This is a genomic window from Enterobacter sp. PL1, from assembly GCF_945957325.1.
Taxonomy (GTDB): domain Bacteria; phylum Pseudomonadota; class Gammaproteobacteria; order Enterobacterales; family Enterobacteriaceae; genus Enterobacter; species Enterobacter roggenkampii.
In genome coordinates, this window is the sequence record NZ_CAMFKT010000010.1 from 48912 (window position 1) to 75840 (window position 26929).

Here is a 26929-nt window from a genome sequence, read left to right on the forward strand (position 1 = left end):
TTCAAAAGCGCTAAACAATACCACCAGAACGGGCATCGCTCAAGGAAGGCAGGAAGGCTGAAACGGTTAATGGGGGGAGATAATTTGGGATAGTGCGGTCTGGTGCCCTCACCCTGGCCCTCTCCCTCGGGGAGAGGGAGAAGACCAGGAGAGGCGTGGTCAATTACGCCAGCAGCAGCGCATTCACACGTTTAATGAAGAGGTTAGGATCGTCCAGCGTGCCGCGTTCGGCCAGCAGGGACTGATCCAGCAGGAGTTCAACCCACTCGGCAAAGCGGGCGTCGTCCTGGGTATCCGCCGCGCGTTTCACCAGCGGATGATCCGGATTAAGCTCAAAGATATATTTCACTTCCGGCACTGCCTGGCCCGCCGCGGCGAATAGCTTCGCCATCTGGGTGCTCATTTCGTCGGCATCGGTGGTGACAATGGCCGGAGTGTCGGTCAGACGGTGAGTGAAACGCACCTCTTTCACGCGGTCGCCCAGCAGGGTTTTCACGCGCTCAACGAACGGCTCCAGCGCCTTCTCGGCTTCTTTCGCGCTTTCGTCCACTTCATCCGCCAGCTTGTCGATGGATTCGTCCGCTTTAGCAACGGACTGGAACGCCTTCCCGTCGAACTCGGTCAGGTAGTTCATCATCCACTCGTCGATGCGGTCGGAAAGCAGCAGCACTTCGATGCCTTTCTTACGCAGCAGCTCCAGGTGCGGGCTGCTCTTCGCCGCGGCGTAGCTGTCGGCGGTGATGTAGTAGATCTTCTCCTGCCCTTCCTTCATACGGGAGATGTACTCTTCCAGCGACACGGTCTGCGCGGAGGAGTCGGTGTGCGTAGAAGCAAAGCGCAGCAGTTTGGCGATGGTTTCAACGTTCGCCATGTCTTCAGCCGGGCCTTCTTTCAGCACCAGACCGAACTGTTTCCAGAAGGTCTGATATTTTTCCGCATCGTCTTTCGCCAGTTTTTCCAGCATCTGCAGCGCACGTTTGGTCAGGGCGTTGCGCAGGTTACGGGTGACGGTGCTGTCCTGCAGAATTTCGCGGGAGACGTTCAGCGGCAGATCGTTGGAATCGATCAGACCGCGCACAAAGCGCAGGTAGTTCGGCATGAACTGCTCGGCGTCGTCCATGATGAACACGCGCTGCACGTACAGCTTCAGGCCGTGCTTGTGATCGCGGTTCCACATGTCCCACGGCGCCTGTGCCGGGATGTACAGCAGGCTGGTGTACTCCTGCTTACCTTCCACACGGTTGTGGCTCCAGGTCAGCGGGTCGGTAAAGTCGTGGGCGATGTGCTTGTAGAATTCGTTGTACTCGTCGTCTTTAATCTCAGACTTGTTGCGCGTCCACAGCGCCTGCGCCTTGTTGATTTTCTCCCAGGAAACCACGGTTTCACCGTCTTTCTCTTCCTGTTTTTCAATCTCGACCGGCAGCGCGATGTGATCGGAGTACTTGCTGATGATGGAGCGCACGCGCCAGTCGTTCAGGAAATCATCTTCCCCTTCACGCAGGTGCAGGGTGATTTCGGTGCCGCGGTCCGCTTTGGTGATGTCATCAACGGTGTATTCGCCTTCCCCTTTGGATTCCCACAGCACGCCGTTCTCGGCGCTGTCGCCCGCCGCACGGGTGCGCACGGTGACTTTGTCCGCCACGATGAACGCCGAGTAGAAACCGACGCCGAACTGGCCGATCAGCTGGCTGTCTTTCGCCTGGTCAGAGCCCATGGACTCCAGGAACGCCTTGGTGCCGGATTTCGCGATGGTCCCGAGGTGGTCGATCACCTCGTCGCGGTTCATCCCGATGCCGTTATCGGCGATGGTCAGGGTGCGGTTCTCTTTATTAAACGAGACGCGCACGCGCAGCTCGCCGTCGCCTTCGTACAGATCCGGGTTAGACAGCGCGCGGAAGCGCAGCTTGTCCGCCGCATCCGAGGCGTTGGAAATCAGCTCACGCAGGAAAATTTCTTTGTTGGAATACAGGGAATGGATCATCAGGTGCAGAAGCTGTTTTACTTCTGACTGGAAACCACGGGTTTCTTGTCCTTTCATCTATGTCGACCTCAACAATGCCATTTAATGGGGTTTTAAAACGTTGAGGGAGAGATGGGGATACAGGGGGTAATTTTCAAGCGGAGGCGGCGCGCGCAGCCTCCGTTTGGTCAGAAAATAATCTTGTGACGTCCGGCCAGAGAGTGCGACAGCGTGGTGCCGTCGACCATCTCCAGCTCGCCGCCGACCGGCACGCCGTGGGCGATGCGGCTGGCGTCAACGCCATACTGCGAGCACAGTTCGGCGATGTAGTTGGCGGTTGCCTCCCCTTCCACCGTGGGGTTGGTGGCGAGGATCACCTCTTTGATGGTTTCGGACTCGAGACGCTGTTCAAGGCGGTCAAGACCGATATCGTCCGGGCCGATGCCGTCCAGCGGGGAGAGATGCCCCATCAGCACGAAGTAGCGCCCGGAAAACTGCCCGGTTTGTTCGATGGCGTAGATGTCCGCCGGACTCTCCACTACGCAAATCTGACCGTTTTCCTGACGACGCGGGTTCGTACAGATGTTACACACGTCCTGCTCGGTAAAGGTGCGGCAATCCGCACAGTGACCAATTTCTGACATGGCGCGGGTCAGAGCCTGCGCCAGGCGCATCCCGCCGCTGCGGTCGCGCTGCAATAGCGTAAACGCCATGCGCTGCGCCGACTTCGGGCCAACGCCCGGCAGACAGCGCAGTGCTTCCATTAACTGCGTGAGCAGCGGACTGGTTTGCATCAGAACGGCATCTTGAAGCCAGGCGGCAGCTGCATGCCGCTGGAAACGGAGGCCATTTTCTCTTTCTGGGTTTCGTCGATACGGCGAGCGGCATCGTTAAACGCGGCTGCAACCAGATCTTCCAGCATCTCTTTGTCGTCTTCGAGTAGGCTCGGGTCGATTTCCACGCGACGGCAGTTGTGCGCACCGTTGATGGTCACCTTGACCAGACCGGCACCGGACTCACCCGTGACTTCCAGCTGAGCGATCTCTTCCTGCATCTTCTGCATTTTTTCCTGCATCTGCTGAGCCTGCTTCATCAGGCCACCCAGACCGCCTTTTCCACCAAACATAGGCTTCTCTCTTCTTTCACGTTTAAGGATTACAACCGTAAGTCAGACTCACGATCAAATGGGGCGAATACTCTCTTCATCCAGATCGGCGTCGAAGAACCGGCGCAGGGTCTGAATGTTGTTATCCGCAATAATCGCCTCGCGCGCCTGCGCGAGCTTCTCTTCATAAATGGCCTGGCGCCACTCCAGCGGCGTTTTCACTGCCGGATTATCATCTTCAATGATAGTCAATTCAACCGGCGCCCCCTGTAATGTGGCGAGCGCCTCGGCCAGCGCCTTTTGCGCGCCAGGGGAATTGAGGTGTCGCTGGCCCGGACGCAGGTGCAGACGCACCTGATTGCCGTCCTGCTCTTTCCAGGCGTTCAGCGCGACCTGCTCCACCAGCTTCGGCAGCTGGAGCTTACTGACCTCGGCGGCCCAGGCGTCGCGCGCAATGGACTCTTCGGCAAGCTTCGCGGCCAGCTCCGGCGTTTTTTCATGCTCCAGCGCCTTTTTCAGCGCTTTCGGCGTGGCAACCTCTTCCTTCACCGTTTCGGTGATAGTGGTTGCCTTCCAGCGGTAAGCCTCTTCTTTCACCGGGGCTTTCTGCTCGAGTGCGGACGGCGCCGGACGCGACTGTACGCGCTCCGTTACCGAGGCCAGTCGTTCAAGCGCGGCGTTGTTCACCGGCCGCGCTCTTCCTGGCGCTGCCGGTTCACTCTTTTTTGGTTTGGTTACTCCCTGCGCACGCTGCAGCTGGCTGCGCGCGGCAAGCACCGAACTGGTGGCATCCGACAGCGGTACGTTCTGCGGCGGTGGCGGCGTCGGCTGCGGCGGCACCTGCTGCGGTGACATCACCGCCGTCGGCGCAACCGGGGCGAAAGACTGTCGGGGCACGTCCAGCTCCGGCAGCGGCATGCGCGGGTGGAACGCCAGCGCGCGCAGCAGCGTCATTTCAACGCCCATCCGCGGATCCGGCGCAAACGGTAGCTCTTTGCGACCAATCAGCAGCGTCTGGTAATAAAGCTGCACGTCGGCAGGCGGCACGGTGCGGGCAAGCTCACGCATCCGCTGTTCAATGGCGGCCATATCCGCACCAATGGCGGAGGGAGAAAGCTGCAGCATTGCCACCCGGTGCAGCAGGCTGAGCATCTCAACCAGCAGCCCTTCCCACTCAATACCGCGGGCAGCGGCCGCGTTCACCAGCGACATCACGCGTTCGCCGTTAGCGGCAATCATCGCTTCGATAAGCGACAGCGCCTGATCGTCATCCAGCGTGCCGAGCATGGTGCTGACCGCCTCGGTGGAGAGTTTGCCGTCACCGCTGGCAATCGCCTGATCGGTCAGACTGAGCGCATCGCGCAGGCTGCCGTCCGCCGCGCGGGCCAGCAACTGCAGGGCGCGCGGTTCGTGGACAATGTTCTCTTCATCGAGAATGTGCTCGAGCTGCGCGCGGATCTGCTCGACGTCCAGCGCCTTCAGGTGGAACTGCAGGCAGCGCGATAAAATCGTGACCGGCAGCTTTTGCGGATCGGTGGTCGCCAGCAGGAACTTCACGTGCGCGGGCGGCTCTTCCAGCGTCTTCAGCAGGGCGTTGAAGCTGTGGCGCGAGAGCATGTGCACTTCATCGATCAGGTAGACCTTGAAGCGGCCGCGCGCCGGGGCGTACTGGACGTTGTCCAGCAGGTCGCGGGTATCTTCAACTTTGGTGCGCGAGGCGGCGTCGATCTCGATCAGATCGACAAAACGCCCCTGTTCGATCTCCCGGCAGTTATCACACACGCCGCACGGCGTGGCGGTGATCCCGGTTTCGCAGTTGAGACCTTTTGCCAGCAAACGGGCAATAGAGGTCTTACCGACGCCGCGGGTGCCGGAAAAAAGATAGGCGTGATGGATGCGACCTAGCGACAAGCCGTTCGCCAGGGCCGTCAGCACATGTTCCTGACCGACAACGTCAGCAAAGGTTTGTGGTCGCCATTTACGGGCTAACACCTGATAACTCATGGGCAGGCTCTGCAACGCTGGAAGGTGAATTTATGGAGGGGAATGCTATCACAACCTCACCCATTGAGCGAGGTTGTGAAAACCGGGATTAGTGACCCGGGAAAGGCACCAGGCTGTAGCTGGTAATGCCCTGTTTTTCCAGGCGCTGTTCACCGCCGAGATCGAACAGGTTGATGATGAAGGCCGCGTCGGTCACTTCCCCACCCAGACGGCGGATCAGCTTCACGGTCGCTTCAATGGTGCCGCCGGTCGCCAGCAGATCGTCGACCACCAGCACTTTGTCGCCAGGCTTGATCGCGTCAACGTGGATCTCCAGCTGATCGGTGCCGTACTCCAGCTCGTAGCTTTCTGCGATGGTTTCACGCGGCAGTTTGCGCGGCTTACGCACCGGCACAAAACCCACGCCCATTGCCAGCGCAACCGGTGCGCCAAACAGGAAGCCACGGGCTTCGGTACCTACTACTTTGGTGATCCCGGCGTTTTTGTAACGCTCGACCAGCAGTTCAATGCTGAGTGCGTACGCTTTCGGGTCTTCCAGCAAGCTGGTGACATCACGGAAAAGAATGCCAGGCTTTGGGTAGTCCTGGATGCTTTTGATGCTGTTTTTCAGATATTCAAGCTGCTGTGCAGTTGCGGTCATCGGTTTGTGCCTAAATGAAACAGTGTTACTCACAGCGCGCAACGAGTCGGCCAAGGCAACAATTGTTTAACCTTTGACCAGGCGCACCTGTGCTCGAAAACGGTCGAATTTACTGGCTGCGCGTGATAATTGCAACAGCCATGATGAGGCTTCAGTGCTTTTGTTGCTTTTCATCAACCACGGAGATCCGCCACATAAAGATAAGCAGGCAGGAGAGAATGATCAGCAGCAGGATCCGCACCCACATGATTTTCACCAGCCATAATGAAATGGCGAAGGTAATGAGGATCACCGCGATCGCGCGCGGCTTCGCACCAGGCGGCATGGCACGGTGTTTTTGCCAGTGCCGCAGGTAGCCGCCAAACCATGAGCGGTAGAGCAGCCAGTGGTGAAAACGCGGCGACGAGCGGGCGAAGCACCAGGCCGCCAGCAGGATAAACGGCGTGGTCGGCAGCAGGGGTAATACTACACCCAGCGTGCCCAGCACTACCGCAAGCCAGCCAATGATGATTAAAATAGTACGCTGCATAATGCGAATCGTTATCAAACTGAACGGCTACTTTACCACTGGAGAGCGCCTTGAAAACAGCACTGCTTCTTGAGAGGCTGCAAAATCAGCTGATCGCTCTGCGGGCGCAGGCCACGCCGCTGATGGGGCACGCCACGCTGAAGCCGCGCTTTGACCGGCAGCTTTTTCGTACCCGCAGCACCGTCATTCAGGATTACCTGGCTGAAGCGCAGACGAACCTCGACGAGCTTCGCCATGCGGTTGAGAATGAACAACAGGAACAGGTGGCGTGGCTTGCAGAGCATCTCACCGAGCAGATCACCGCACTGCATCGCGAAATCGCCGCCTGGCCGCTGCGCGCCTGGGACAGCGCCTCGCCGGGGCTCGGCAAATGGCAACGCAAGCGTCTTGAGAACCAGGAGTTTGAGCGCCGGCTGTTTGAGATGAAGCGTGAACGCGAGGTGCGTCTGAACAACAGCGAAACGCTGGAAGAGCAGCAGCTATTGATGCGCGAGATTAGCGCGCTGGAAGGACGCATCGTCCGCTGCCGTCAGGCGCTGGATGACATTGAACGCGTCATAGAACGTTTGACCCGTTAACAGGAGCCACACCCATGTCACTGGAAAATGCACCCGATGAGGTCAAGCTGGCCGTCGATTTGATTATGCTGCTGGAGAATCATGAGATCCCCGCCGAGACGGTGCTTAAGGCGCTGGAGATTGTGCGGCGGGATTTTGAGGGGAAACTTCCCCCTCACCCTGCCCTCTCCCCAGAGGGGAGAGGGAAAATAGATTAAGCCGGAGTTGGGTCGTCGCCCTTAATGTCGCGCTTCACTTCCGTATGCTCATCACCTTTCTCGTTACGCAGGTGAACCTCAAGCTGGTTGAAGGCGATATTAATATCGTTTTCACGGCACAGACGATCGATAGAGCGGTTAAGCTCATCCACCGTGTAGCTGCGGTCACGCAGTTCACGCACGTATAAACGCAGCTCGTGATCCAGCGTACTCGGCCCAAAGGTGGTGAAGAAGACCGCCGGGGCCGGATCGTGCATCACTTTCGGATGCTCAGACGCCGCCTTCAGCAGCACCTCTTTCACCTTATCCAGATCCGATCCATAGGCCACGCCCAGTCGGATCACCACGCGCGTCACCGTATCGGAAAGCGACCAGTTGATCAGACGCTCGGTCACGAACGCTTTGTTTGGGATGATCACCTCTTTGCGATCGAAGTCGGTGATGGTGGTGGCACGAATGCGGATCTTGCTGACCGTTCCCGAGAACGTGCCGATGGTAACGGTATCACCGATACGTACCGGACGTTCGAACAGGATGATCAGGCCGGACACAAAGTTACCGAAGATCTCCTGCAGGCCAAAACCAAGACCGACCGAGAGGGCCGCCGCCAGCCACTGCAGTTTATCCCACGAGACGCCAAGCGAGCCAAAGACCGTCATCGCTCCGACAATGATGATGACGTAGTTGAGGATCGTGGTGATGGCGTAGGACGCCCCCTGGCGAAGATTCAAACGTGACAGGAGCAGCACTTCGAGCAGGCCAGGCAGGTTGCGGATCAGCGCCCAGGCGACCACCGACGACACCAGCGCAAACAGCAGGCTGCCCATGGTCACGCTTTTCATGACCGCCGCGCCGGCTTCGGTTCCGTTGTATTGCCAGAGGGTAATACTGTCGAGATAGGCGAAAACGGTAATAAGATCGGACCAGATCGCCCAGAACATCACCGCAAACAGGGCGATCATCACCAGCATGGTGATACGCAGCGTCTGCTGGTTAACCTGCTCCAACGCGATGGTCGGCTCTTCCTGCGGCTCAGCGCCTTCGGCCCCCTCTTTCACCTGATGCTGACGACGCGCGATGGCGCGGCGATAGGCAATGCGGCGTGCCGCCACGCTCAGGCCGCGCAGTACGGTCTGATAGAGCAGGTTCCAGACGATCACCAGATAGACCGTTTCAATCCAGCGCCCGGACAGGCGCAGCGTGGTATAGAAGTAGCCCGTCGCCGTTAGCACCATCAGCGCCAGCGGAATGATCGCCAGCACCGTCACGGTGGCCAGACGAATATTGTGGGACTCTTTATCACGCCAGCTGTCGCGACACATCGGCCACATCAGGATCGCAATCAGCAGCAGGTTCAGCAGGATGACCAGCTGGCCCAGCACGTCATCCATCAGATGCAGCGGGGAAAGCTCAGAGACAACCGACCAGAAGTGCAGCGGCAGCAGCGCCAGGCTGATGCGCACGATCTGACGACGCCAGTGGCTGGTCAGCTGCGCTGGCATGTTGAAATGACGCACCGCCACGCCGTCTTTTTCCAGTACCTTCCAGCACAGGCCAAACACCAGCCAGAACAGCGCCAGTTTTTTACTGAACGCCCACAGCAGATCGCTGACGTTGAGCTGCATAGTGAGCAGAATCAGACCCACAGCCAGAATAATCAGGCACACCGGCAGGGCGCGAATAAGGTCAATCAGAATCGCTTTTGGCGTATGGAGCTGGCTATCGTTGCGCAGCTGCCCTACTTCGGAAGCCAGCTTCGCCTGGTATTTTTTCAGCCAGCCCAGACGCCAGCGGATAAGACCAGCAATCAGCAGCAGCGGCAAACCGGCCAGGAAAGCAATCATTACCGCAGGCCAGGCTTTCTCCCAGTTTACGGTGATCTTCATGCTCTTAATCTGCGTTTTCAGCGTCTCAGGGAAGGATTTAACCCAGTCCCAGTCCATCGGCTTGTTGCTGTTCACCCAGAAAATCTGCTGGGTCAGGATCTCCTGCAGACTTTTCGAGACGCTCACCAGCTGCTGCTGGTTGATTTGCAGGTTAATGGCCATCATCAGCTGGTTACCCAGCTGTTTATTGAGCTGGTCCAGCAGCTCGCGACGCATATCCACGACCTGGAGCAGCGCGTCGTGCACTTCCGGGTTCACGTCGCTGGAATGCCCCTCCTCAATTTTGGCGACAAAGGTATCGCTCTGAAAAAGGGCATCGCGCTGCTGGTTGACGTCAAACTGCTCCAGACGTAAATCCGCAATGCGGTTGGTCATGTCCTCCAGCTCGTCGGCGGACGGAAGCGTCTGCTGCTGCTGGTAGAGAATACGCGACAGCAGGAGGCTGCCCTTCAGGACCGCGATCTGCTCTTTGATGTTGCGTTCCGCCTGCAGGGCGCGATCCAGCCAGTTTTTCACCTTGATATTTTGCTGAACCAGCGAGTTGCCGTTTTCCGTCGCCAGTATCAGGCGCTGACTGAGCTGATGGTTAGCCTCAAGCTCCTGTTTTACCAGCGGGTTGGCCTGAATACGGGCGGTTTCGTCAGGGGATACGGCCTCCTGGGCGGTTTTTTCCGTCAGGGTCAGGCGTTTGCTGTTAACCGCCTCCTGCAATAGCTGAAGCTGATGCTCCAGACGATTAATGTTCGCGGTGACGTAATCACGCTGTTTCTGCAGAGTGTCCTGCAGCACCGTATTCCCTTCCAGGCTTTTACGCTGCTGTTCGATCTGCGCATTGAGCAACGACTGCTGAACCAGCAGCAAGGTTTGCTGCGTCGGGCGCAGCGTGCCTTCGCCCACCGTCGTGCCGTTCAGGCGGTTGCGGATCTGCTGCAGCTGCTGAGACGCGGTATACATCGCATTTTGCACGCGCTCGGGCTGGGTTTGCAGGGAAACAAGCTGGCTGTTGTAGGTCGCGAGATCGGACTGCGCGGTTTGCAGATCGTCGAGCAACTGGGCAACGCGCGATTCCAGCTGGCGTAAGGAGAGCGTGGCGAGCGTTTTGCGCGTTTCGTTGTCGTTATCAACGTCACTCAGGGCATTCAGCGACTCCGTCGCTTTGCGCATGTTTTCAGGGGCCTGCGCCACCTTCTGACGAAGCTGGGCGGTTTCAGCCTTAACGCGTTCAATTTTATCCAGCGTTTCCAGCGTTTCCGTCAGGTCCTGCTGCGTCAGTTTTTCCTGAGGAGAGAGTTCTTTTTGTTTGTTCAGCGTGTCGAGCTGCGACTGAACGTCAGCACGGGTGGGAATATCGTTGCTGTTATCGGCGCGGGCCCAGGTCAGCGGCGCCGTGGCGAAGAAAAACAGCATCGCAAAGAGCAATGCAAAAACAGGATGTTGCGAGCGATTGATGGGCAGCATAGTTGTGAATGATGTCAGAAGATGACCGAAAATAGTCCGGCGTGAAGAATATCACGCTCGTCAGATGCAGAATAGCGCGAACGTAAGCCTCTGAGATAAATCCTGGAAAGGGGTCAGGCCGTTAGCGAAGGCGCGTCGCTGCGCAGCGTCGGGCTGAGCTGTAGCATTTCCAGTAAAATCGCCACGTAGCTGCGGGCTTCCGCTTTAAGATCAAACGATTGCGGTGCAAAAAGCCAGTTTTCCATCAGACCAGAAATGTAGCTGCGCATCAGAATCGCCGCCCGACGGGTCAACAGATTGGCAGGTAGTAGTTTTGCCTCCATACAGAGGTTCAGGTTGTGCTCAATACGGTCATAGCTTTCCAGACTGAGGCTTCGTTGCGCCTGCTACACGACCGCCATCTCGCCCACGAACTCGCATTTATGAAAAATAATCTCCATCATTAATCTGCGACGTTCTTCAACTACCGTTGCTTCAAGGATATATACTAATATTTCTCTCAATACTGAGAGTGGATCGTCTGGGAATTTTGCCCGATACTCACTCTCGAGATCGCTAATGCTGGACTCTGAAAGCTCCCAGATTTCACTGAACAGATCTGACTTGTTTTTAAAATGCCAGTAAATCGCTCCTCGCGTCACACCGGCGGCCTGAGCAATTTGCGCCAGCGAGGTTGCTGAAACACCTTGCTGCGAGAACAAACGTATCGCCACATCCAGAATATGTTGTCGGGTTTCCAGCGCTTGTTGTTTAGTTTTTCGTGCCATAGGTGAGTGAATTTACAGGAGTCAGATTTACATACATTTGTGAATGTATGTACCATAGCATGACGATAATATAAACGCAGCAATGGGTTTTAGACTCAGGACCCTTGATCAATTTGAAATCGGACACTCGAGGTTTACATATGAACAAAAACAGAGGGTTAACGCCTCTGGCGGTCGTTCTGATGCTTTCAGGCAGCTTAGCGCTAACAGGATGTGACGACAAACCGGCTCAACAAGGAGCTCAGCAGGCGCCAGAAGTAGGCGTTGTGACGCTCAAATCTGAACCTCTACAAATCACCACCGAATTACCCGGCCGTACAAATGCTTACCGCATTGCGGAAGTGCGTCCTCAGGTTAGCGGCATTATCCTGAAACGCAACTTCACCGAAGGCGGTGATGTGCAGGCCGGTGAGTCTCTGTATCAGATTGATCCCGCAACCTATCAGGCGTCTTATGAAAGCGCGAAAGGCGATCTGGCTAAAGCACAGGCCGCGGCTAAAATTGCCCAGCTGACGCTGAACCGCTATCAAAAACTGCTCGGTACCAAGTACATCAGTCAGCAGGATTACGATACCGCCCTGGCGGATGCCCAGCAGGCTAACGCCGCCGTGGTGGCAGCCAAAGCGGCCGTCGAAACCGCGCGCATTAACCTGGCCTATACCAAAGTGACCTCCCCTATCAGCGGTCGTATTGGTAAATCTTCCGTCACGGAAGGGGCTCTGGTGCAGAACGGTCAGACCACTGCGCTGGCGACCGTGCAGCAGCTCGATCCGATCTATGTTGACGTCACGCAGTCCAGCAATGATTTCCTGCGCCTAAAACAGGAGCTGGCTAACGGCACCCTGAAACAGGAAAACGGCAAAGCCAAAGTGGAGCTGATTACCAACGACGGTATCAAGTTCCCGCAGGAAGGGACGCTGGAATTCTCTGACGTGACGGTCGACCAGACCACCGGTTCCATCACCTTACGTGCGATTTTCCCGAACCCTGACAAAAATCTGCTGCCAGGTATGTTCGTTCGCGCACGTCTGGAAGAAGGAACGAATCCAACCGCCCTTCTGGTTCCACAGCAGGGTGTGACCCGTACGCCACGCGGCGATGCGAGCGCACTGGTTGTTGGGGCTGATAACAAAGTCGAAATGCGCAACATCACCGCCACCCAGGCGATTGGGGATAAATGGCTGGTGACGGAAGGTCTGAAAGATGGCGATCGCGTGATTGTTACTGGTTTGCAAAAAGTTCGTCCTGGCGCGCAGGTTAAAGCACAGGAAGTGAAATCTGACGATAAACAACAAGCTTCGGCCGCTGGCCAGTCAGAACAAACCAAGTCTTAACTTAAACAGGAGCCGTTAAGACATGCCTAATTTCTTTATCGATCGCCCCATATTTGCGTGGGTGATCGCCATTATCATCATGCTGGCCGGGGGACTTGCGATCCTGAAGCTGCCTGTCGCGCAATATCCAACGATTGCGCCACCGGCGGTGACGATTTCCGCGACCTACCCAGGGGCTGATGCAAAAACGGTGCAGGACACCGTCACTCAGGTTATCGAACAGAACATGAACGGTATCGATAACCTGATGTACATGTCCTCAAACAGTGACTCTACCGGTACAGTTCAGATCACCCTGACCTTCGAGTCAGGTACGGATGCTGACATTGCGCAGGTTCAGGTGCAGAACAAACTGCAGCTGGCGATGCCGCTGCTGCCGCAGGAAGTACAACAGCAGGGCGTGAGCGTCGAGAAATCGTCCAGTAGCTTCCTGATGGTTGTCGGCGTTATCAACACCAACGGCACCATGACGCAGGAGGATATTTCCGACTACGTGGGCGCCAACATGAAGGACGCCATCAGCCGTACGTCCGGTGTGGGTGACGTGCAGCTGTTCGGTTCTCAGTACGCAATGCGTATCTGGATGGATCCGAACAAGCTGAACAACTTCCAGCTGACGCCGGTTGACGTGATTAACGCCATTAAAGCGCAGAACGCCCAGGTGGCAGCCGGTCAGTTAGGCGGTACGCCGCCGGTGAAGGGCCAGCAGCTTAACGCCTCGATCATCGCGCAAACCCGTCTGACCTCCGCGGATGAGTTCAGCAAAATTCTGCTGAAAGTGAATCAGGACGGCTCGCAGGTTCGCCTGCGCGACGTGGCGAAAGTCGAGCTGGGCGGCGAGAACTACGACATCATCGCGAAGTTCAACGGTAAACCGGCTTCCGGTCTGGGTATCAAACTGGCGACAGGCGCGAACGCCCTGGATACCGCCACGGCGATCCGTGCAGAACTGAAGAAAATGGAACCGTACTTCCCGTCAGGCCTGAAGATCGTTTATCCGTACGACACCACGCCATTCGTTAAAATTTCGATTCACGAAGTGGTTAAAACGCTGGCAGAAGCGATCATCCTGGTGTTCCTGGTCATGTATCTGTTCCTGCAAAACTTCCGCGCGACGCTGATCCCAACCATCGCCGTTCCGGTCGTTCTGCTAGGGACCTTTGCTATCCTCGCGGCCTTTGGCTTCTCGATAAACACCCTGACGATGTTCGGGATGGTGCTTGCCATCGGCCTGCTGGTGGATGACGCCATCGTCGTGGTAGAGAACGTCGAGCGCGTGATGGCGGAAGAAGGTCTGCCGCCGAAGGAAGCCACCCGTAAATCAATGGGTCAGATCCAGGGCGCGCTGGTTGGTATCGCGATGGTACTGTCTGCGGTATTTATCCCGATGGCCTTCTTCGGCGGCTCTACCGGTGCGATTTACCGTCAGTTCTCGATCACCATCGTTTCCGCAATGGCGCTGTCGGTACTGGTCGCATTGATCCTGACGCCTGCGCTGTGTGCCACCATGCTGAAGCCGATTCAGAAAGGCGGTCATGGCGAGCATAAAGGGTTCTTCGGCTGGTTTAACCGCATGTTTGATAAGAGCACGCACCACTACACCGACAGCGTGGGCAACATCCTGCGCAGCACCGGTCGTTACCTGCTGCTCTATATCATCATCGTGGCGGGGATGGCGATCCTGTTCGTTCGTCTGCCAAGCTCGTTCCTGCCGGATGAAGACCAGGGCGTGTTCCTGACGATGGCACAGCTTCCTGCGGGTGCGTCGCAAGAGCGTACCCAGAAAGTGCTGGACGAAGTGACGGACTACTACCTCACCAAAGAGAAAGACAACGTTGAATCCGTGTTTGCGGTTAACGGCTTTGGCTTTGCGGGTCGTGGTCAGAACACCGGTATCGCCTTCGTTTCTCTGAAAGACTGGTCTGAACGTCCGGGCAAAGAGAACAAGGTTGAAGCCATTACCGGCCGTGCGATGGGCACCTTCTCGCAGATTAAAGATGCGATGGTGTTCGCCTTCAACCTGCCGGCGATTGTTGAACTGGGTACCGCGACCGGCTTCGACTTCCAGCTGATTGACCAGGGCGGTCTGGGTCACGAAAAACTGACGCAGGCGCGTAACCAGCTGTTTGGCGAAGTGGCTAAGCACCCTGACCTGCTGGTCGGCGTGCGTCCAAACGGCCTGGAAGATACGCCGCAGTACAAAATCGACATCGACCAGGAGAAAGCTCAGGCGCTGGGCGTGTCCATCAGTGACATCAATACCACGCTGGGCGCCGCCTGGGGCGGTAGCTACGTTAACGACTTCATCGACCGCGGTCGCGTGAAGAAAGTGTACGTGATGTCCGAGGCGCAGTACCGTATGTTGCCAAACGATATCAACAGCTGGTTCGTGCGCGGCAGCAATGGTCAGATGGTACCGTTCTCGGCATTCTCAACGTCACGCTGGGAATACGGTTCGCCGCGTCTGGAACGCTATAACGGTCTGCCATCAATGGAGATCCTGGGTCAGGCTGCGCCGGGCCGAAGCACCGGTGAAGCCATGAACCTGATGGAAGAGCTGGCGAGCAAACTGCCTTCGGGTGTTGGCTACGACTGGACCGGGATGTCCTATCAGGAACGTCTGTCCGGTAACCAGGCCCCTGCCCTGTACGCGATTTCACTGATCGTCGTCTTCCTGTGTCTGGCAGCGCTGTACGAGAGCTGGTCAATTCCGTTCTCTGTTATGCTGGTGGTACCGCTCGGGGTTATCGGTGCGCTGCTTGCGGCAACGTTCCGCGGACTGACCAACGACGTGTACTTCCAGGTAGGCCTGCTGACAACCATTGGCTTGTCGGCGAAGAACGCGATACTTATCGTTGAATTCGCCAAAGATCTGATGGAGAAAGAAGGCAAAGGTCTTATTGAGGCGACGCTTGAGGCTGTTCGTATGCGTCTGCGCCCAATCCTGATGACGTCACTGGCGTTTATCCTCGGCGTACTGCCGCTGGTTATCAGCTCCGGTGCTGGCTCCGGTGCGCAGAACGCGGTCGGTACGGGCGTTATGGGGGGTATGATCACCGCAACCGTACTCGCTATCTTCTTCGTACCGGTGTTCTTCGTGGTGGTTCGCCGCCGCTTCAGCCGTAAGAATGAAGATGTTGAACACGCGCATTCGGTAGAACCTCACTGATACCGGTTTCACATGATAAAAAGGCCGCATTAGCGGCCTTTTTCATTTTCAGAAAAAATCATAAATTACGCTTATTGTGATTCAATTTATTTTCTGCCATCTTAATTAGACATATCATAATTAACTGATAACTTAATCGGTGAATTCAGGATTTTTTTAATTTCATTTCCCCGCTTAAGCTATTAGGAATATTCCTAATAAGAAGTTCTGACAACGTGAAGTACGAATCTGAACTTTTCTCGCCATTTTTGCTAAGCCAATGAAACGTAAGGAAGCGATAAAACAGCGCGTTAATTTGGACAAAAAAGGGGTGTCCAGGGTGGAACATTGCGTACATGCTCGCAGTCTCCGGTTTTATTTGTAATTTTTCGTAATAGCGCGATGAAATCCAGGAAGGAGTGGCTTATAGTTAGGTTATCAGGAACACAGCACTCATGTAGCTAAGTCAGTTGTATCCATCCCGACAATGATGTTCGGTGAGTAAGAAATCACTCAGAAGGGGATGCGCTATGGACGAGTACTCGCCAAAAAGGCATGATATCGCGCAGTTGAAATTTCTCTGCGAATCCTTGTACCATGACTGCCTTGCCAACCTTGATGAAAGCAACCATGGCTGGGTAAACGACCCAACGTCTGCCATCAATTTACAGTTGAATGAGCTGATAGAGCATATCGCAACCTTCGCACTTAATTATAAAATTAAGTACAATGAAGATAATAAGCTCATTGAGCAAATTGATGAATACCTGGACGACACCTTTATGTTGTTCAGTAGTTACGGCATTAACGCCCAGGATTTGCAAAAATGGCGTAAATCGGGAAACCGGCTATTCCGCTGTTTCGTCAACGTGAGCAGAGCTAACCCGGTTAGCCTTTCCTGTTAAAATTATTACAATTACTAAGGTGAATTTATGTCTGATAAACCACTCACTAAAATCGATTATTTGATGCGCTTACGACGTTGTCAGTCAATTGACACCCTCGAACGCGTGATTGAAAAGAATAAATACGAGCTTTCTGATAATGAACTGGCCGTATTTTATTCAGCCGCTGACCATCGTCTTGCTGAGCTGACCATGAATAAGTTGTATGACAAAATCCCTACTTCTGTATGGAAATTTGTCCGTTAATCTTTGAAGGGTGTCTGTAGAGTTCTACGCCACGTTCTGAGTTTTTTACCTATCCCGTTTTGTTCCCTGTGCCCAGGCCAGGTCTCCGTGTAAAACGTGTTCATCAGCAACAATGTTGTGACGACAGTCACATCGGCTTTTCGGGAACGTTCCCCTCTCGACCTGTTCCGATTACCCTGCGGTAATCATTTCCAGAGAGGTTTCCTATGAGCGTAGAAAAACAGAAGATGATTGCCGGTGAACATTATCGCCCCGGCGATGAGACGTTACGGGCCGACCGACTGCGGGCCCGCCATCTGGTTTACCGCTATAACCACACCGCGCCCGATGAAAAAACAGAACGCCAGAATATCCTGGCGGAACTTCTGGGGCAAAGCGAAGGCGCTTATATAGAACCGAGCTTCCGCTGCGACTACGGATACAATATTTATCTGGGCAAAAACTTTTACGCGAACTTCGACTGCGTGATGCTGGATGTCTGCCCTGTTCGTATCGGCGATAACTGTATACTCGCGCCGGGTGTGCACATTTATACGGCCACCCACCCGCTGGAAGCAGAGGAACGGAACAGCGGCGTGGAGTTTGGGAAACCGGTCAACATTGGGAATAATGTCTGGATTGGTGGCCGGGCGGTCATTAACCCTGGCGTCACGATCGGTGATAATGTGGTGGTGGCCTCCGGCGCCGTGGTGACAAAAGACGTCCCGGCTAACGTCGTCGTGGGCGGCAATCCGGCAAAAATCATCAAAACTTTATAAGGGCGCGGGGAGCCAACTGTTATGGTCTTTTAGCGCCGGACTGTTACTTTTTTCAGCCCGATGGCTCCCCTAAAATTGGCAGACACCCTGTATTGTCAACTCTTATGAAGGCAAAAAATGACCGAGATACAGCGCCTGCTTACCGCCACCATCGACGATCTTAACCTCCGCGAAAAGCGCGACAATCGCCCGCGCTTTAGCATTAGCTTTATTCGCAAACATCCTGGACTGTTTGTCGCCATGTATGCCGCCTGGCTGGCGACGCTGATTGTGATGCTGAAGTCCGAAACGCTGGTGGACTCCGTCTGGCTGCTGGTTGTGCTGTTTGTGGTCTTTAACGCCTTTTTCTTTTTCGACGTGAATCCGCGCTACCGTTACGAAGATATCGACGTTCTCGATTTCCGGGTCTGCTACAACGGTGAATGGTATAACACACGTTTCGTGCCTACGGAGCTGATCGACAGCATCATGCACTCTCCGGCCGTTGAAACAGCGCAAAAAGAGAAGCTGCAGAAAATGGTCTCCACCAAAGGCCAGCTCTCTTTCTATGATGTCTTTACCCTTTCGCGCCCTGCTGCTGCGTAATTAACGCCTGCAGACGCCGGATCCCCGGCGCAAACTGCGAAGCAGAGGTGTTGCCGTAACCTAAAACCAGACCGGTTTGCCCCTGCTTCGCCTCCAGGTAATACCCGCTCAGTGCAGCGGGTGCCAGCTGAAACGCCCTCGCCTGCGCCACCAGCGTCTGGTCGTCAATATCGTCTATCGCCAGCGTCAGATGCATCCCGCCTTCACCGGCCAGTATACGGTGCGGCGTGTGAAGCTCTGCCCCCAGCACCTCCCGCAGCTGGCGGTATCGCTTACGATAGAGCCGACGCATGGCGGCAAGATGACGGGCATAGTGGCCTTCTTCAATGAACAGCGCCAGCGTACGCTGTTCGGCACGATGCCCGCCCCGCAACAGCGAGCCGATGGCCGGGCGAGCCGCTTTCGCCAGCGCTGGCGGCAAGACCATGAAGCCCATTCTGAGCGACGGAAACAGTGTTTTACTGAACGTTCCCAGATAAACCACGGGCGCGTTGTTGACCATCCCCAGCATCGCCGGAACAGGCTCACCGGCATAACGGAATTCGCTGTCGTAATCGTCTTCTATGATCCACGCGTTCTGCTGCCGGGCCAGTTCCAGCAGCGCCAGACGTCGCCGGGCGCTGAGCACGCTTCCGTAAGGGAACTGGTGCGAAGGCGAGGTAAAAATCAGCGAGGGAGCAGGCGCATCCCGTCCTTCCCAGCACATTCCCTCGTCATCAACAGGGATTCCCGTCATGGTCAGGCCTGTTTTAACAAACGCGCTCTTTGCCCCGCTATAGCCGGGGTTTTCCACCCACGCGACATCGCCAGGCTCACTCAACAGCATGGTGCACAGATTAACCCCCTCAAGCGCCCCTTCCGTTATCACTATCTGGCCGGCGTCGCAGTCGATACCGCGGGACAGGGCGAGGTGTCGGGCAATCGCTGCCCGCAGCGACGGTTCACCGGCCGGGTCGCCATACCCTAGCAGGGCACTTCCCTCCTCGCGCATCACGCGATCGTACAATCGCCGCCACAGCGGTAGCGGAAAATAGTTGATAGCCGGGGTTCCCGGGGTAAACGCCAGCACCGGCGTGTCCCGGGGCACGGGCGCTGGCAGCAGGCCGACCCGCCGGGCGAGCCTGATGGCAGGGTCCGGCAATGTCTGGGCGACAGAGCGGTGAGCGAGCTGTGCCACCCGCGTTCCCTGGCGGTTACGCTGCAAATACCCTTCCAGCGTGAGCTGGTCCAGCGCCGCATTGACGGTATTGCGGGAAAGGGAGAGCTGCTGAGCCAGCGTTCGCGAACCGGGAAGCTGGCTGCCGGACAGTAGCCTTCCGCACAGTATGGCCTCCCGTAACGCAAGATAAAGCGCGCGCTGGCGCGTCTCTTTCCCACGTTTTTGCAGGGCAGCATTGAGCAAGGTATAAAATTCATCACCCGGTATATTCATCTCGCCTCCTCGTGGCACCATCAAAACATAGCGCAGTGGTTCTTTTTAAGGAACCAGCAATTCACTAGTCTGGAACTCTTTTCAACGTCACGGAAATTAAGATGAAGACATTCAATCAGTTCGGACAGCCCGTAGGCGAAGCGCTTAGCGACTGGCAGCCTCGTCAGCACCCGTCCCGGGTCGTGCTTCAGGGACGCTTTTGTCGGCTTGAACCGCTGCGCGTGGAGCATGCCAACGCGCTGTTTTCCGCCTATTCCCTGGCTGAAGATACGCGCAGCTGGACGTGGCTACTGCGTGAACCCGATGCCACCGCAGAGGAGTTTGCCGAATGGGTGGCGAGCGTAAGTGAGTTATCCGATCCCATCCACTTTACCGTGATGGATAACCGGACTCAGTCCCCCGTTGGGACGCTGTCCCTGATGCGGATCGATCCTAAAAACGGGGTTGTGGAGGTGGGGCACGTTCACTTCTCGCCTCTTTTAAGCCGCACGCCCATGTCAACAGAGGCGCAATATCTGCTGATGCGGTATGTGTTCGATACCCTGGGCTACCGGCGTTATGAGTGGAAGTGCAATAGTTTGAACGAGCCTTCCCGCAAAGCGGCACTGCGTCTGGGTTTTCAGTTTGAGGGGCGTTTTCGTCAGGCGCTGGTCATAAAAGGTCATAACCGGGATACCGACTGGTTTTCGATTCTCGACAAAGAGTGGCCGGCGCTGGCAAACGCCTTTGAAAGCTGGCTTGCCACCGACAATTTTACTGCCGATGGCAAACAGAAAAGATCCCTGGAAAGCTGGCGAGAAACGCGCGTTTAGCGTCTTTTTTTACGGCCCTGCACCGCCTTAAAGCGCGGATTGGATTTGCAAATCACGTACAGGCGTCCCTTGCGTTTGACTATCTGGCAATCCGGGTGACGCTGTTTTGCACTGCGCAATGAGTTAAGTACCTGCATGGTTAGCCCCGCTTCGCATTGAGAAAACCGCCAAAACGCTTGCGGAAGCGCGCTGCGCTGCCGTCCGTGGAGAACGTTTTCTGCTTACCGGTATAAAACGGGTGCGATTTTGAAGAAACCTCGATGGTAATGTACGGATACGTTTCACCGTCGAGTTCAATTTCGCGGTCGGTCTTAATGGTTGAACCCACTTTGAAGTATTCATTCGCGCTGGTGTCGTGGAATACCACGGTGCGATACGCTGGATGGATGTTTGGTTTCATCGTAAATCCCTTATGTTTTGTTATAACATAACAAAATAATATCCAGGCCAGGTTAAAAAAACAACCCCTTCCTTCTGACGATATTTTCTGGTTTACCTGAGATAAAATGAAAATCACGCCACCCACGTGCTATAACTATATCATTTCGCGGTAAAATCTTTCTCTTCAGGCAGGGAACTCAGTGCTCAGGAACGGGTATACGAGGAAGGAAACGACAGCATGAAAACCCGACATCTGGTCAGTCTGGTGACTGGCATACTTATCTTTTCCGTGCTGGTCCCCATTTGCCTGAGCATCTGGCTGGCTCATCGTCAGGCGGAAGATAAATTTGTCGATGCGCTGGATAACTATGCCTCACGCGTGCTGATACGTACCGACAAGGTCGTGGATCAGGCGAAGGAAGCGCTCAATCATCTGCAGGCCTTTGAGGGTGTGCCGTGCAGCCCCCTGCAGTTAAGGGAGATGCGACGGGTCGCTTTCTCGTGGCGATATGTGCAGGAAGTGATTTATATCGACAACCTCAGGCCACTCTGCTCCTCTCTTGAACAAACCAGCCATGCCGCCCCTTTCCCCCCGCCGATGCGCGTTACCGAAGATGGTTACAGCGCATGGCTGACCACGCAAAACGATCTGGGGTTTCATCGCTACATGGCCGTACTGGGGCAAGGTCATTACCTGGTTCTGGTCGATCCGGCCTCGCTTGTGGATGTGATCCCCTTCGGCGAGATAGCGATTGATGCTGCCCTGGTAGGAAATACCACACGCCGCATCTTTGCCAGCAGCAATACGCTCGATCCGCATATCCGTGACATGATCATGGGTCAGGAGATGACCAGCATACAGTACGATGGTTCAATGTACGTTATGAAGCCCGTCCCTGAACTGGGGTTTACCGTCGTTGCATGGGCTACGCTCAAACCGCTGGCTGAAACCTGGCACCGGCAGCTGCTTTTGTGGCTGCCCTTCGGCATCCTGATAAGCCTGCTTGCCGCGCTCTTTGTCCTGCGGATACTGCGTCGCATCCAGTCGCCGCGCAACCGCCTGCTCGACGCCATTAACAGCCGCGATTTTGTGGTTCACTATCAGCCCATCGTGGCGCTGTGTAGCGGAAAAATTGTCGGCGCAGAGGCGCTGACCCGCTGGCCGCAGCCGGACGGAAGCAGCCTCTCGCCTGATATTTTTATCCCTCTTGCTGAACAAACCGGGCTTATCTCCCAGCTGACGCAGCTCGTTATCGAAAAGGTGTTCGAGGATATGGGCAGCTGGCTGCATCTTCACCCCGATCAGCATATCTCCATCAACCTCGCGCCCGCCGATTTGACCTCCGGCACGCTGCCGCCGCTGCTGAGTCACTTGCTGAACAAATGGAAGGTCCACCCAGGCCAAATCGCCCTTGAGGTTACCGAGCGCGGCTTTGCCGATCCCAAAATCAGCGCGCCGGCTATCGCCGCATTCCGCCGTTCGGGGCACCCTGTCTATATTGATGATTTTGGTACGGGCTATTCCAGCCTGAGCTATCTGCAGGATCTGGATGTCGACACGCTAAAAATTGATAAATCGTTCGTGGATGCGCTGGAGTATAAAAACGTGACGCCGCACATTATTGAAATGGCGAAGTCGCTGAAGCTGGCGATGGTGGCGGAAGGCGTCGAGACCGCCGGGCAGCTCGCCTGGCTGCACCAGCACGGCGTGCAGTACGGGCAGGGCTGGTACTACAGCAAAGCGCTACCAAAGACGGAATTTATTCTTTGGGCAGAGAATAACCTCGGCACGCACGCTACTTAAGGTAGGATTTCATCACCTGCAGCACCACGCCAAGATCGGCTTCACGCTGCGCCTCTTCGGGCTCTTTCACCACGTGATCGGTAAGGTGCCCTTCAATCACCTGCATCATCATGCCGTTGACCGCTCCACGGATCGCCGCCAGCTGCTGTAACACCTCGGCACATTCGTGTTCGCTGTTGAGCATTTTTTCGAGCGCGGTGCTCTGCCCCTGAATTTTCTTCAGGCGAGTCAGTAACATCTTCTTGTCGCGAACGGTATGTGACATCTCTGTCTCCCTCAGTTTTGGCTTTTAGAGCATATCACGCTCTACTCCCCCTGAGTATTTTTCTACTGGGGGGTAGTATTAAGCTACTGGGGGGGAGTACTATTTGCGCACGCTTCCACTCCGGAAATTTCAATGAACGATTTCGCCTCACTCCTGCAGCAGGGTAATGCCTGGCTGTTTGTTCCCAGCGCTATCCTGCTCGGTGCACTACATGGCCTGGAGCCGGGTCACTCAAAAACCATGATGGCCGCCTTTATCGTGGCTATCCGCGGCACGCTGAAACAGGCGGTCCTGCTCGGCCTGGCAGCCACGCTTTCGCATACGGCAGTAGTCTGGATTATCGCCATGGCGGGTTTATGGTTTGGTCGGGGATGGGATGCGCATACGTCTGAACCCTGGTTCCAGCTGATCTCAGGGGTATTGATCGTTGCGATCGCCCTGTGGATGGCGTGGCGAACCTGGAAAGAGAACCAGCCACACGATCATCATCACGACCATGATCATCACCACCACCATGACCATGACCATGACCATCATCATGAACATCACCACCACGAACACCCGCTGGTTGAAGAAGAGTGGCAGGACGCCCACCAGCGCGCGCACGCGCAGGATATTAACCGGCGCTTCAGCGGCCAAAACGTCACCACCGGACAGATCGTGATGTTTGGCCTGACCGGCGGGCTTATCCCCTGCCCGGCGTCCATTACCGTTCTGCTGATCTGCCTGCAGCTGAAGCATTTCGCCCTCGGCGCGACGCTGGTGTTCAGCTTTAGCATTGGTCTGGCGTTAACGCTTGTCGCTTCCGGCGCGATTGCCGCCTTGAGCCTCAAGCACGCGACCAAACGCTGGCCCGGGTTTAGCGAATTCTCCCGTAAAGCACCGTGGATCTCCGCTGCGCTGATTACCGTGGTAGGTATTTATATGAGCCTGCATGGCCTGAGCGGCATTCTGGCGTAAGCCTGCGGCCACACTCTGTGGCCGCATCTCCAGGGTCAGTTAAGGGTTCTGCTGCCAGCTGAAGGTATAGCGAAGCTGGCGTGTCTGCAGGAGGAATTCCGGCGAGACGCTGGGGCTCCAGGAGTCGTCGCCGCCCACGCCCATATGGAACGCATCGAGATTGAGCCAGCATCCCGGCTCTTCGCGCAGCAGATGGTGATGGGTTGTCTCCCGCAGCTGCTGCTGGCCGTAGCGGCTCACCGAGAAATGGAACCGGCCGTTCAGCTGATGCGTTCCCAGCGCCAGCTCCCGCGTATCACAGCGCAAACCATTTTCCGTCGGGAAGATATACGGCGTGTGCATCTCCGCCAGGGGTAATGTCCAGCGCCCCTGCTGCGCCGCCAGCGTTCTGTCCGGGTAGTTTTCATGCGGCCCCAGCCCCAGCCAGGACACGTTTTCCGGCGTTTCGGCGAGATGAACGCTCAGGCCAACGCGCGCGGGTTCCGGGATATCAGACGCAATATCCACCTGAATGTCGCCGTGCAGAACTCCCCGATCGTCCACCCGCCAGGTTTTACGACTCAGAAACAGCGCGTTGCCGCGATACGCAAGCACGTGCTGGGTTGTGACCACCACCTCGTCTGCGTGCTGCGCTGCCTCACAGTACAGAACGCGCGAGGTGAGATCGTACATGCCCGCCGCTTTCCAGCGCTCAACCCAGGCATTCGGATCGATCTTCGTCGCTTCACTCACCCCAATATCATTGTCCAGCGGCGCACGGCTGACGTTATCCGTCAGAGGCGATATCAGCGTTTCCACGCCATTTCGCCACCATTGAGCCAGGTTTCCGGTTGCGCGATCGAACTGCCAGCGCTGTTGACCATGCGCGATCTCAAGGATGCGGTCGTTTTGCGTCAAAACCGGCGGCTCGCCCGCAGAGGCTGGCGGTGCGACAAACAGCGGAGACGGAAGCAGCCACTGTTCCCACGCGCAGCGATGGTCAGCCGGTGACCACGGCGTTGCCCGCGGCTGGCGCACTTCAACATTCAGCCAGACTTCCCCCGGCTCGGCTTTCAATTCCGGCAGAGCGATCTCCAGACGCTGAACGCCTTCAGGGGCTATCGCCAGCGTCACCTCGCCCGAAGCCAGTACCTTCCCATCCCGGGCAACCGTCCAGCTCAGCACTTCGTTATCGGTATGGCGGAACAGATACCCGCTTTGCACCTCAATCACCAGCGGAGAAGTGCTGACCCGCGTAAAGGTGAAGAACTGCTGCGCGCGCTGCGCCTCGAACAGCGCCGGGTGCGGCGTGCGATCGGGGAAGACCAGGCCGTTGAGGCAGAACTGTCGATCGTTTGGCTTATCGCCAAAGTCCCCGCCGTACGCCCAGAACGCGTTGCCATTTTCGTCTTTCTTCGTTAGTGCCTGATCGACCCAGTCCCAGACAAATCCCCCCTGCAGGCGAGGATGGCTGCGAAACGCCTGCCAGTATTTCGCGAACCCGCCGAAGCTGTTTCCCATCGCGTGGGCGTATTCGCAGAGGATCAGCGGACGCGTTTCATCCGGCATGCCGATCCATTTTTTGATTGACCATTTAGGCACCGCCGGGAAGGGTTGATCCTGATCGACCCGGGCATACATCGGACAGACAATATCGGTCGCCGCCGTGTTCGCGCCGCCGCCTTCATACTGCACCGGACGCGTCGGATCCGTGGATTTCACCCAGCGGTACAGTGCGTCGTGGTTTGCGCCGTGCCCGGACTCATTGCCCAGCGACCAGATGATAATTGAGGGATGATGACGATCGCGCTGCACCATGCGGGTCACGCGCTCGCTCATGGCGGGCAGCCAGCGCGGATCGTCAGCAAGGCGGCTCATCGGCACCATGCCATGGGTTTCGATATTGGCCTCGTCAACGACGTACAGCCCGTAGCGATCGCAAAGCCGGTACCACAGCGGATGATTCGGGTAATGCGAGCAGCGCACGGCGTTGAAGTTGTGCTGCTTCATGATCTCGATATCGCGACGCATCGTCGCTTCGTCCATCACCTGGCCGTTTTCCGGATGATGCTCGTGCCGGTTAACCCCGCGGATCAGCAGCGGTTTACCGTTGAGCTTCAGCAGGCCGTTGCTGATTTCAATCCGGCGGAAGCCGACATCGCAGGCTTCCGTCTCCAGCACGTTGCCCTGCGCATCCAAAAGCGCGATCGTCAGACGATAGAGTTCCGGGGTTTCTGCGCTCCATAACGCCGGGGCTGTAACCGGGATCGCCGCCGTTAACCGCTCGGCCCAGTTGCCGCGCTCGTCCACAATGGCAGATCCGGGCCGTTGGGTAGTACTGCCACACCGCTCGCCGTTGCGCCACAGCGTGATCGCCACCTCGCATTCCGGGTAGTCAGTGCCTGCCAGCGCGACGTCGACTTTGAGCACCGCGCGGTCCAGCTCCGCATTCAGATCGGTGACCACGTGATAATCCGCAATGTGCGTCTCCGGCTTATGCAGCAGGGAGACATCGCGGAAAATGCCGCTCATGCGCCACATGTCCTGATCTTCCAGATAGCTGCCGTCGCACCAGCGCAAGACCATGACCGCCAGGCGGTTCTGCCCGGGGCGTAATGCCGCCGAAAGGTCAAACTCGGCGGGCAATCGACTGTCCTGGGAATAGCCTATCCACTGCCCGTTACACCACAGATGGAACGCCGAGTTCACACCGTCAAAAATAATTCGGGTTTGCCCGCGCTGAAGCCAGGCGTCATCCACGTCAAATGTGAGCGAGTAACAACCTGTCGGGTTGTCCTGCGGCACAAAAGGTGGGTTAACGGGAATGGGATAGGTGACATTAGTGTAGATAGGCGTGTCGAACCCCTGCATCTGCCAGTTCGACGGCACGGGCATCGCGACGGCATCCGCGCAATCTTCGCTGCCCCATGCCTCAGGAACCTGCTCGGGTGCAGAAAAGTAGCTAAATCGCCACATCCCGTTAAGAGAGCGCCTGCTGATAGATCCAGCGTCATCTCTGGCGGAAGATTCATTACGCCAGCTGTGCAACGGCGCGTGTGCGGGCAGGCGGTTCCACTGGGTAACGCCGGGGTTTTCCCAGTCCCGACGGGCCAGGATGTCGCTGAGGGTCAGCGAGGATGTGTTGGACATAGTAACCTCTTTGCGAAGCGCTCACAATTTTGGTTAACATGCCCTG

General features: G+C 56.4%; 23 protein-coding genes, 1 pseudogene and 1 other annotated feature. Of the genes and pseudogenes, 11 read left to right on the plus strand and 13 right to left on the minus strand.

Annotated elements, in window-relative coordinates; translation table 11 throughout:
- Positions 1 to 163: 163 nt before the first annotated feature.
- From htpG to N6P30_RS11185, 6 genes are all read right to left on the minus strand, one after another.
- On the minus strand, positions 164 to 2038 hold the full coding sequence (gene htpG, locus N6P30_RS11160) for a molecular chaperone HtpG (protein ID WP_023293136.1): 1875 nt from the start codon (positions 2036 to 2038) through the stop codon (positions 164 to 166).
- A gap of 110 nt (positions 2039 to 2148) precedes the next feature.
- A complete protein-coding gene (recR, locus tag N6P30_RS11165) occupies positions 2149 to 2754 on the minus strand; it encodes a recombination mediator RecR (protein WP_008499298.1) in 606 nt (201 codons plus the stop codon).
- On the minus strand, positions 2754 to 3086 hold the full coding sequence (locus N6P30_RS11170) for a YbaB/EbfC family nucleoid-associated protein (RefSeq protein ID WP_003858972.1): 333 nt from the start codon (positions 3084 to 3086) through the stop codon (positions 2754 to 2756). The genes recR and N6P30_RS11170 overlap by 1 nt, the downstream gene beginning before the upstream one ends.
- A 54-nt stretch (positions 3087 to 3140) precedes the next feature.
- Entirely contained in the window at positions 3141 to 5069 is a 1929-nt protein-coding gene (gene dnaX / locus N6P30_RS11175) for a DNA polymerase III subunit gamma/tau (protein ID WP_023293137.1), read from the minus strand.
- Positions 3747 to 3811: a sequence feature (DnaX frameshifting element), on the minus strand. (Overlaps the previous gene by 65 nt.)
- Positions 5070 to 5157: 88 nt before the next feature.
- Entirely contained in the window at positions 5158 to 5709 is a 552-nt protein-coding gene (gene apt / locus N6P30_RS11180; RefSeq protein ID WP_000127359.1) for an adenine phosphoribosyltransferase, read from the minus strand.
- A gap of 151 nt (positions 5710 to 5860) precedes the next feature.
- Positions 5861 to 6238: a DUF454 family protein gene (locus N6P30_RS11185; RefSeq protein ID WP_023293138.1), complete on the minus strand. Its 378-nt coding sequence runs from the start codon at positions 6236 to 6238 to the stop codon at positions 5861 to 5863.
- 50 nt (positions 6239 to 6288) lie between these two features.
- On the opposite strand from N6P30_RS11185, the gene priC reads away from it, so the two are divergent.
- Both priC and rsmS read left to right on the plus strand, forming a co-directional pair.
- A complete protein-coding gene (gene priC / locus N6P30_RS11190; RefSeq protein ID WP_023293139.1) occupies positions 6289 to 6816 on the plus strand; it encodes a primosomal replication protein N'' in 528 nt (175 codons plus the stop codon).
- A 14-nt stretch (positions 6817 to 6830) separates the two neighbouring features.
- Positions 6831 to 7013 (plus strand): pleiotropic regulatory protein RsmS, encoded by a 183-nt coding sequence (gene rsmS / locus N6P30_RS11195; RefSeq protein WP_008499294.1) that lies wholly within the window; start codon positions 6831 to 6833, stop codon positions 7011 to 7013.
- Here rsmS and mscK read toward each other — a convergent pair.
- Both mscK and acrR read right to left on the minus strand, forming a co-directional pair.
- Positions 7010 to 10357: a mechanosensitive channel MscK gene (gene mscK / locus N6P30_RS11200; protein ID WP_023293140.1), complete on the minus strand. Its 3348-nt coding sequence runs from the start codon at positions 10355 to 10357 to the stop codon at positions 7010 to 7012. The genes rsmS and mscK overlap by 4 nt on opposite strands.
- A gap of 113 nt (positions 10358 to 10470) precedes the next feature.
- Positions 10471 to 11124: pseudogene (gene acrR / locus N6P30_RS11205) on the minus strand (multidrug efflux transporter transcriptional repressor AcrR).
- Positions 11125 to 11264: 140 nt separating this feature from the next.
- On the opposite strand from acrR, the gene acrA reads away from it, so the two are divergent.
- From acrA to N6P30_RS11235, 6 genes are all read left to right on the plus strand, one after another.
- On the plus strand, positions 11265 to 12458 hold the full coding sequence (gene acrA, locus N6P30_RS11210; RefSeq protein WP_021241633.1) for a multidrug efflux RND transporter periplasmic adaptor subunit AcrA: 1194 nt from the start codon (positions 11265 to 11267) through the stop codon (positions 12456 to 12458).
- Between the two features lie 22 nt (positions 12459 to 12480).
- On the plus strand, positions 12481 to 15627 hold the full coding sequence (acrB, locus tag N6P30_RS11215; protein ID WP_008499289.1) for a multidrug efflux RND transporter permease subunit AcrB: 3147 nt from the start codon (positions 12481 to 12483) through the stop codon (positions 15625 to 15627).
- A 509-nt stretch (positions 15628 to 16136) separates the two neighbouring features.
- Entirely contained in the window at positions 16137 to 16511 is a 375-nt protein-coding gene (gene tomB, locus N6P30_RS11220) for an Hha toxicity modulator TomB (RefSeq protein ID WP_008499288.1), read from the plus strand.
- A 27-nt stretch (positions 16512 to 16538) separates the two neighbouring features.
- The gene (locus N6P30_RS11225; RefSeq protein ID WP_008499287.1) at positions 16539 to 16757 is read left to right on the plus strand and encodes an HHA domain-containing protein; all 219 of its coding nucleotides are present in this window, start codon (positions 16539 to 16541) and stop codon (positions 16755 to 16757) included.
- 206 nt (positions 16758 to 16963) lie between these two features.
- Complete coding sequence (gene maa, locus N6P30_RS11230; RefSeq protein ID WP_023293144.1) at positions 16964 to 17515, plus strand: maltose O-acetyltransferase; 552 nt, start codon at positions 16964 to 16966, stop codon at positions 17513 to 17515.
- A gap of 117 nt (positions 17516 to 17632) precedes the next feature.
- Complete coding sequence (locus N6P30_RS11235) at positions 17633 to 18100, plus strand: YlaC family protein (RefSeq protein ID WP_008499285.1); 468 nt, start codon at positions 17633 to 17635, stop codon at positions 18098 to 18100.
- Here N6P30_RS11235 and N6P30_RS11240 read toward each other — a convergent pair.
- Entirely contained in the window at positions 18072 to 19532 is a 1461-nt protein-coding gene (locus tag N6P30_RS11240) for a PLP-dependent aminotransferase family protein (protein WP_023293145.1), read from the minus strand. The genes N6P30_RS11235 and N6P30_RS11240 overlap by 29 nt on opposite strands.
- 101 nt (positions 19533 to 19633) lie before the next feature.
- On the opposite strand from N6P30_RS11240, the gene N6P30_RS11245 reads away from it, so the two are divergent.
- A complete protein-coding gene (locus tag N6P30_RS11245) occupies positions 19634 to 20344 on the plus strand; it encodes a GNAT family N-acetyltransferase (RefSeq protein ID WP_023293146.1) in 711 nt (236 codons plus the stop codon).
- Here N6P30_RS11245 and ykgO read toward each other — a convergent pair.
- Both ykgO and N6P30_RS11255 read right to left on the minus strand, forming a co-directional pair.
- Entirely contained in the window at positions 20341 to 20481 is a 141-nt protein-coding gene (gene ykgO, locus N6P30_RS11250; protein ID WP_003859006.1) for a type B 50S ribosomal protein L36, read from the minus strand. The genes N6P30_RS11245 and ykgO overlap by 4 nt on opposite strands.
- Positions 20482 to 20483: 2 nt before the next feature.
- The gene (locus N6P30_RS11255; RefSeq protein ID WP_006176933.1) at positions 20484 to 20744 is read right to left on the minus strand and encodes a type B 50S ribosomal protein L31; all 261 of its coding nucleotides are present in this window, start codon (positions 20742 to 20744) and stop codon (positions 20484 to 20486) included.
- 219 nt (positions 20745 to 20963) lie between these two features.
- Between N6P30_RS11255 and N6P30_RS11260 the strand changes: the two genes are divergently transcribed.
- A complete protein-coding gene (locus N6P30_RS11260) occupies positions 20964 to 22529 on the plus strand; it encodes an EAL domain-containing protein (protein ID WP_008499281.1) in 1566 nt (521 codons plus the stop codon).
- Here the strand turns inward: N6P30_RS11260 and N6P30_RS11265 are convergent.
- Positions 22522 to 22794: a metal-sensing transcriptional repressor gene (locus tag N6P30_RS11265; protein ID WP_008499280.1), complete on the minus strand. Its 273-nt coding sequence runs from the start codon at positions 22792 to 22794 to the stop codon at positions 22522 to 22524. The two genes, N6P30_RS11260 and N6P30_RS11265, sit on opposite strands and share 8 nt — an antisense overlap.
- Positions 22795 to 22926: 132 nt before the next feature.
- On the opposite strand from N6P30_RS11265, the gene N6P30_RS11270 reads away from it, so the two are divergent.
- Positions 22927 to 23754, plus strand: a complete 828-nt coding sequence (locus N6P30_RS11270; RefSeq protein ID WP_023293147.1) for a nickel/cobalt efflux protein RcnA — start codon at positions 22927 to 22929, stop codon at positions 23752 to 23754.
- A gap of 39 nt (positions 23755 to 23793) precedes the next feature.
- On the opposite strand, the gene N6P30_RS11275 is transcribed toward N6P30_RS11270, so the two are convergent.
- Positions 23794 to 26883, minus strand: coding sequence for a beta-galactosidase (locus N6P30_RS11275; protein WP_023293148.1), 3090 nt, complete (start codon positions 26881 to 26883; stop codon positions 23794 to 23796).
- Positions 26884 to 26929: the final 46 nt, after the last annotated feature.

Bases quoted from the DNA above. Each gene is read 5' to 3' on its own strand.
- N6P30_RS11240 (WP_023293145.1), bottom strand. From the start codon at position 19,532: ATGAATATACCGGGTGATGAATTTTATACCTTGCTCAATGCTGCCCTG.
- N6P30_RS11235 (WP_008499285.1), top strand. From the start codon at position 17,633: ATGACCGAGATACAGCGCCTGCTTACCGCCACCATCGACGATCTTAAC.
- apt (WP_000127359.1), bottom strand. From the start codon at position 5,709: ATGACCGCAACTGCACAGCAGCTTGAATATCTGAAAAACAGCATCAAA.
- acrB (WP_008499289.1), top strand. From the start codon at position 12,481: ATGCCTAATTTCTTTATCGATCGCCCCATATTTGCGTGGGTGATCGCC.
- acrA (WP_021241633.1), top strand. From the start codon at position 11,265: ATGAACAAAAACAGAGGGTTAACGCCTCTGGCGGTCGTTCTGATGCTT.
- N6P30_RS11265 (WP_008499280.1), bottom strand. From the start codon at position 22,794: ATGTCACATACCGTTCGCGACAAGAAGATGTTACTGACTCGCCTGAAG.
- recR (WP_008499298.1), bottom strand. From the start codon at position 2,754: ATGCAAACCAGTCCGCTGCTCACGCAGTTAATGGAAGCACTGCGCTGT.
- mscK (WP_023293140.1), bottom strand. From the start codon at position 10,357: ATGCTGCCCATCAATCGCTCGCAACATCCTGTTTTTGCATTGCTCTTT.
- N6P30_RS11170 (WP_003858972.1), bottom strand. From the start codon at position 3,086: ATGTTTGGTGGAAAAGGCGGTCTGGGTGGCCTGATGAAGCAGGCTCAG.
- maa (WP_023293144.1), top strand. From the start codon at position 16,964: ATGAGCGTAGAAAAACAGAAGATGATTGCCGGTGAACATTATCGCCCC.
- N6P30_RS11255 (WP_006176933.1), bottom strand. From the start codon at position 20,744: ATGAAACCAAACATCCATCCAGCGTATCGCACCGTGGTATTCCACGAC.
- N6P30_RS11275 (WP_023293148.1), bottom strand. From the start codon at position 26,883: ATGTCCAACACATCCTCGCTGACCCTCAGCGACATCCTGGCCCGTCGG.
- N6P30_RS11185 (WP_023293138.1), bottom strand. From the start codon at position 6,238: ATGCAGCGTACTATTTTAATCATCATTGGCTGGCTTGCGGTAGTGCTG.
- htpG (WP_023293136.1), bottom strand. From the start codon at position 2,038: ATGAAAGGACAAGAAACCCGTGGTTTCCAGTCAGAAGTAAAACAGCTT.
- ykgO (WP_003859006.1), bottom strand. From the start codon at position 20,481: ATGCAGGTACTTAACTCATTGCGCAGTGCAAAACAGCGTCACCCGGAT.
- rsmS (WP_008499294.1), top strand. From the start codon at position 6,831: ATGTCACTGGAAAATGCACCCGATGAGGTCAAGCTGGCCGTCGATTTG.
- N6P30_RS11270 (WP_023293147.1), top strand. From the start codon at position 22,927: ATGAACGATTTCGCCTCACTCCTGCAGCAGGGTAATGCCTGGCTGTTT.
- N6P30_RS11225 (WP_008499287.1), top strand. From the start codon at position 16,539: ATGTCTGATAAACCACTCACTAAAATCGATTATTTGATGCGCTTACGA.
- tomB (WP_008499288.1), top strand. From the start codon at position 16,137: ATGGACGAGTACTCGCCAAAAAGGCATGATATCGCGCAGTTGAAATTT.
- N6P30_RS11245 (WP_023293146.1), top strand. From the start codon at position 19,634: ATGAAGACATTCAATCAGTTCGGACAGCCCGTAGGCGAAGCGCTTAGC.
- N6P30_RS11260 (WP_008499281.1), top strand. From the start codon at position 20,964: ATGAAAACCCGACATCTGGTCAGTCTGGTGACTGGCATACTTATCTTT.
- dnaX (WP_023293137.1), bottom strand. From the start codon at position 5,069: ATGAGTTATCAGGTGTTAGCCCGTAAATGGCGACCACAAACCTTTGCT.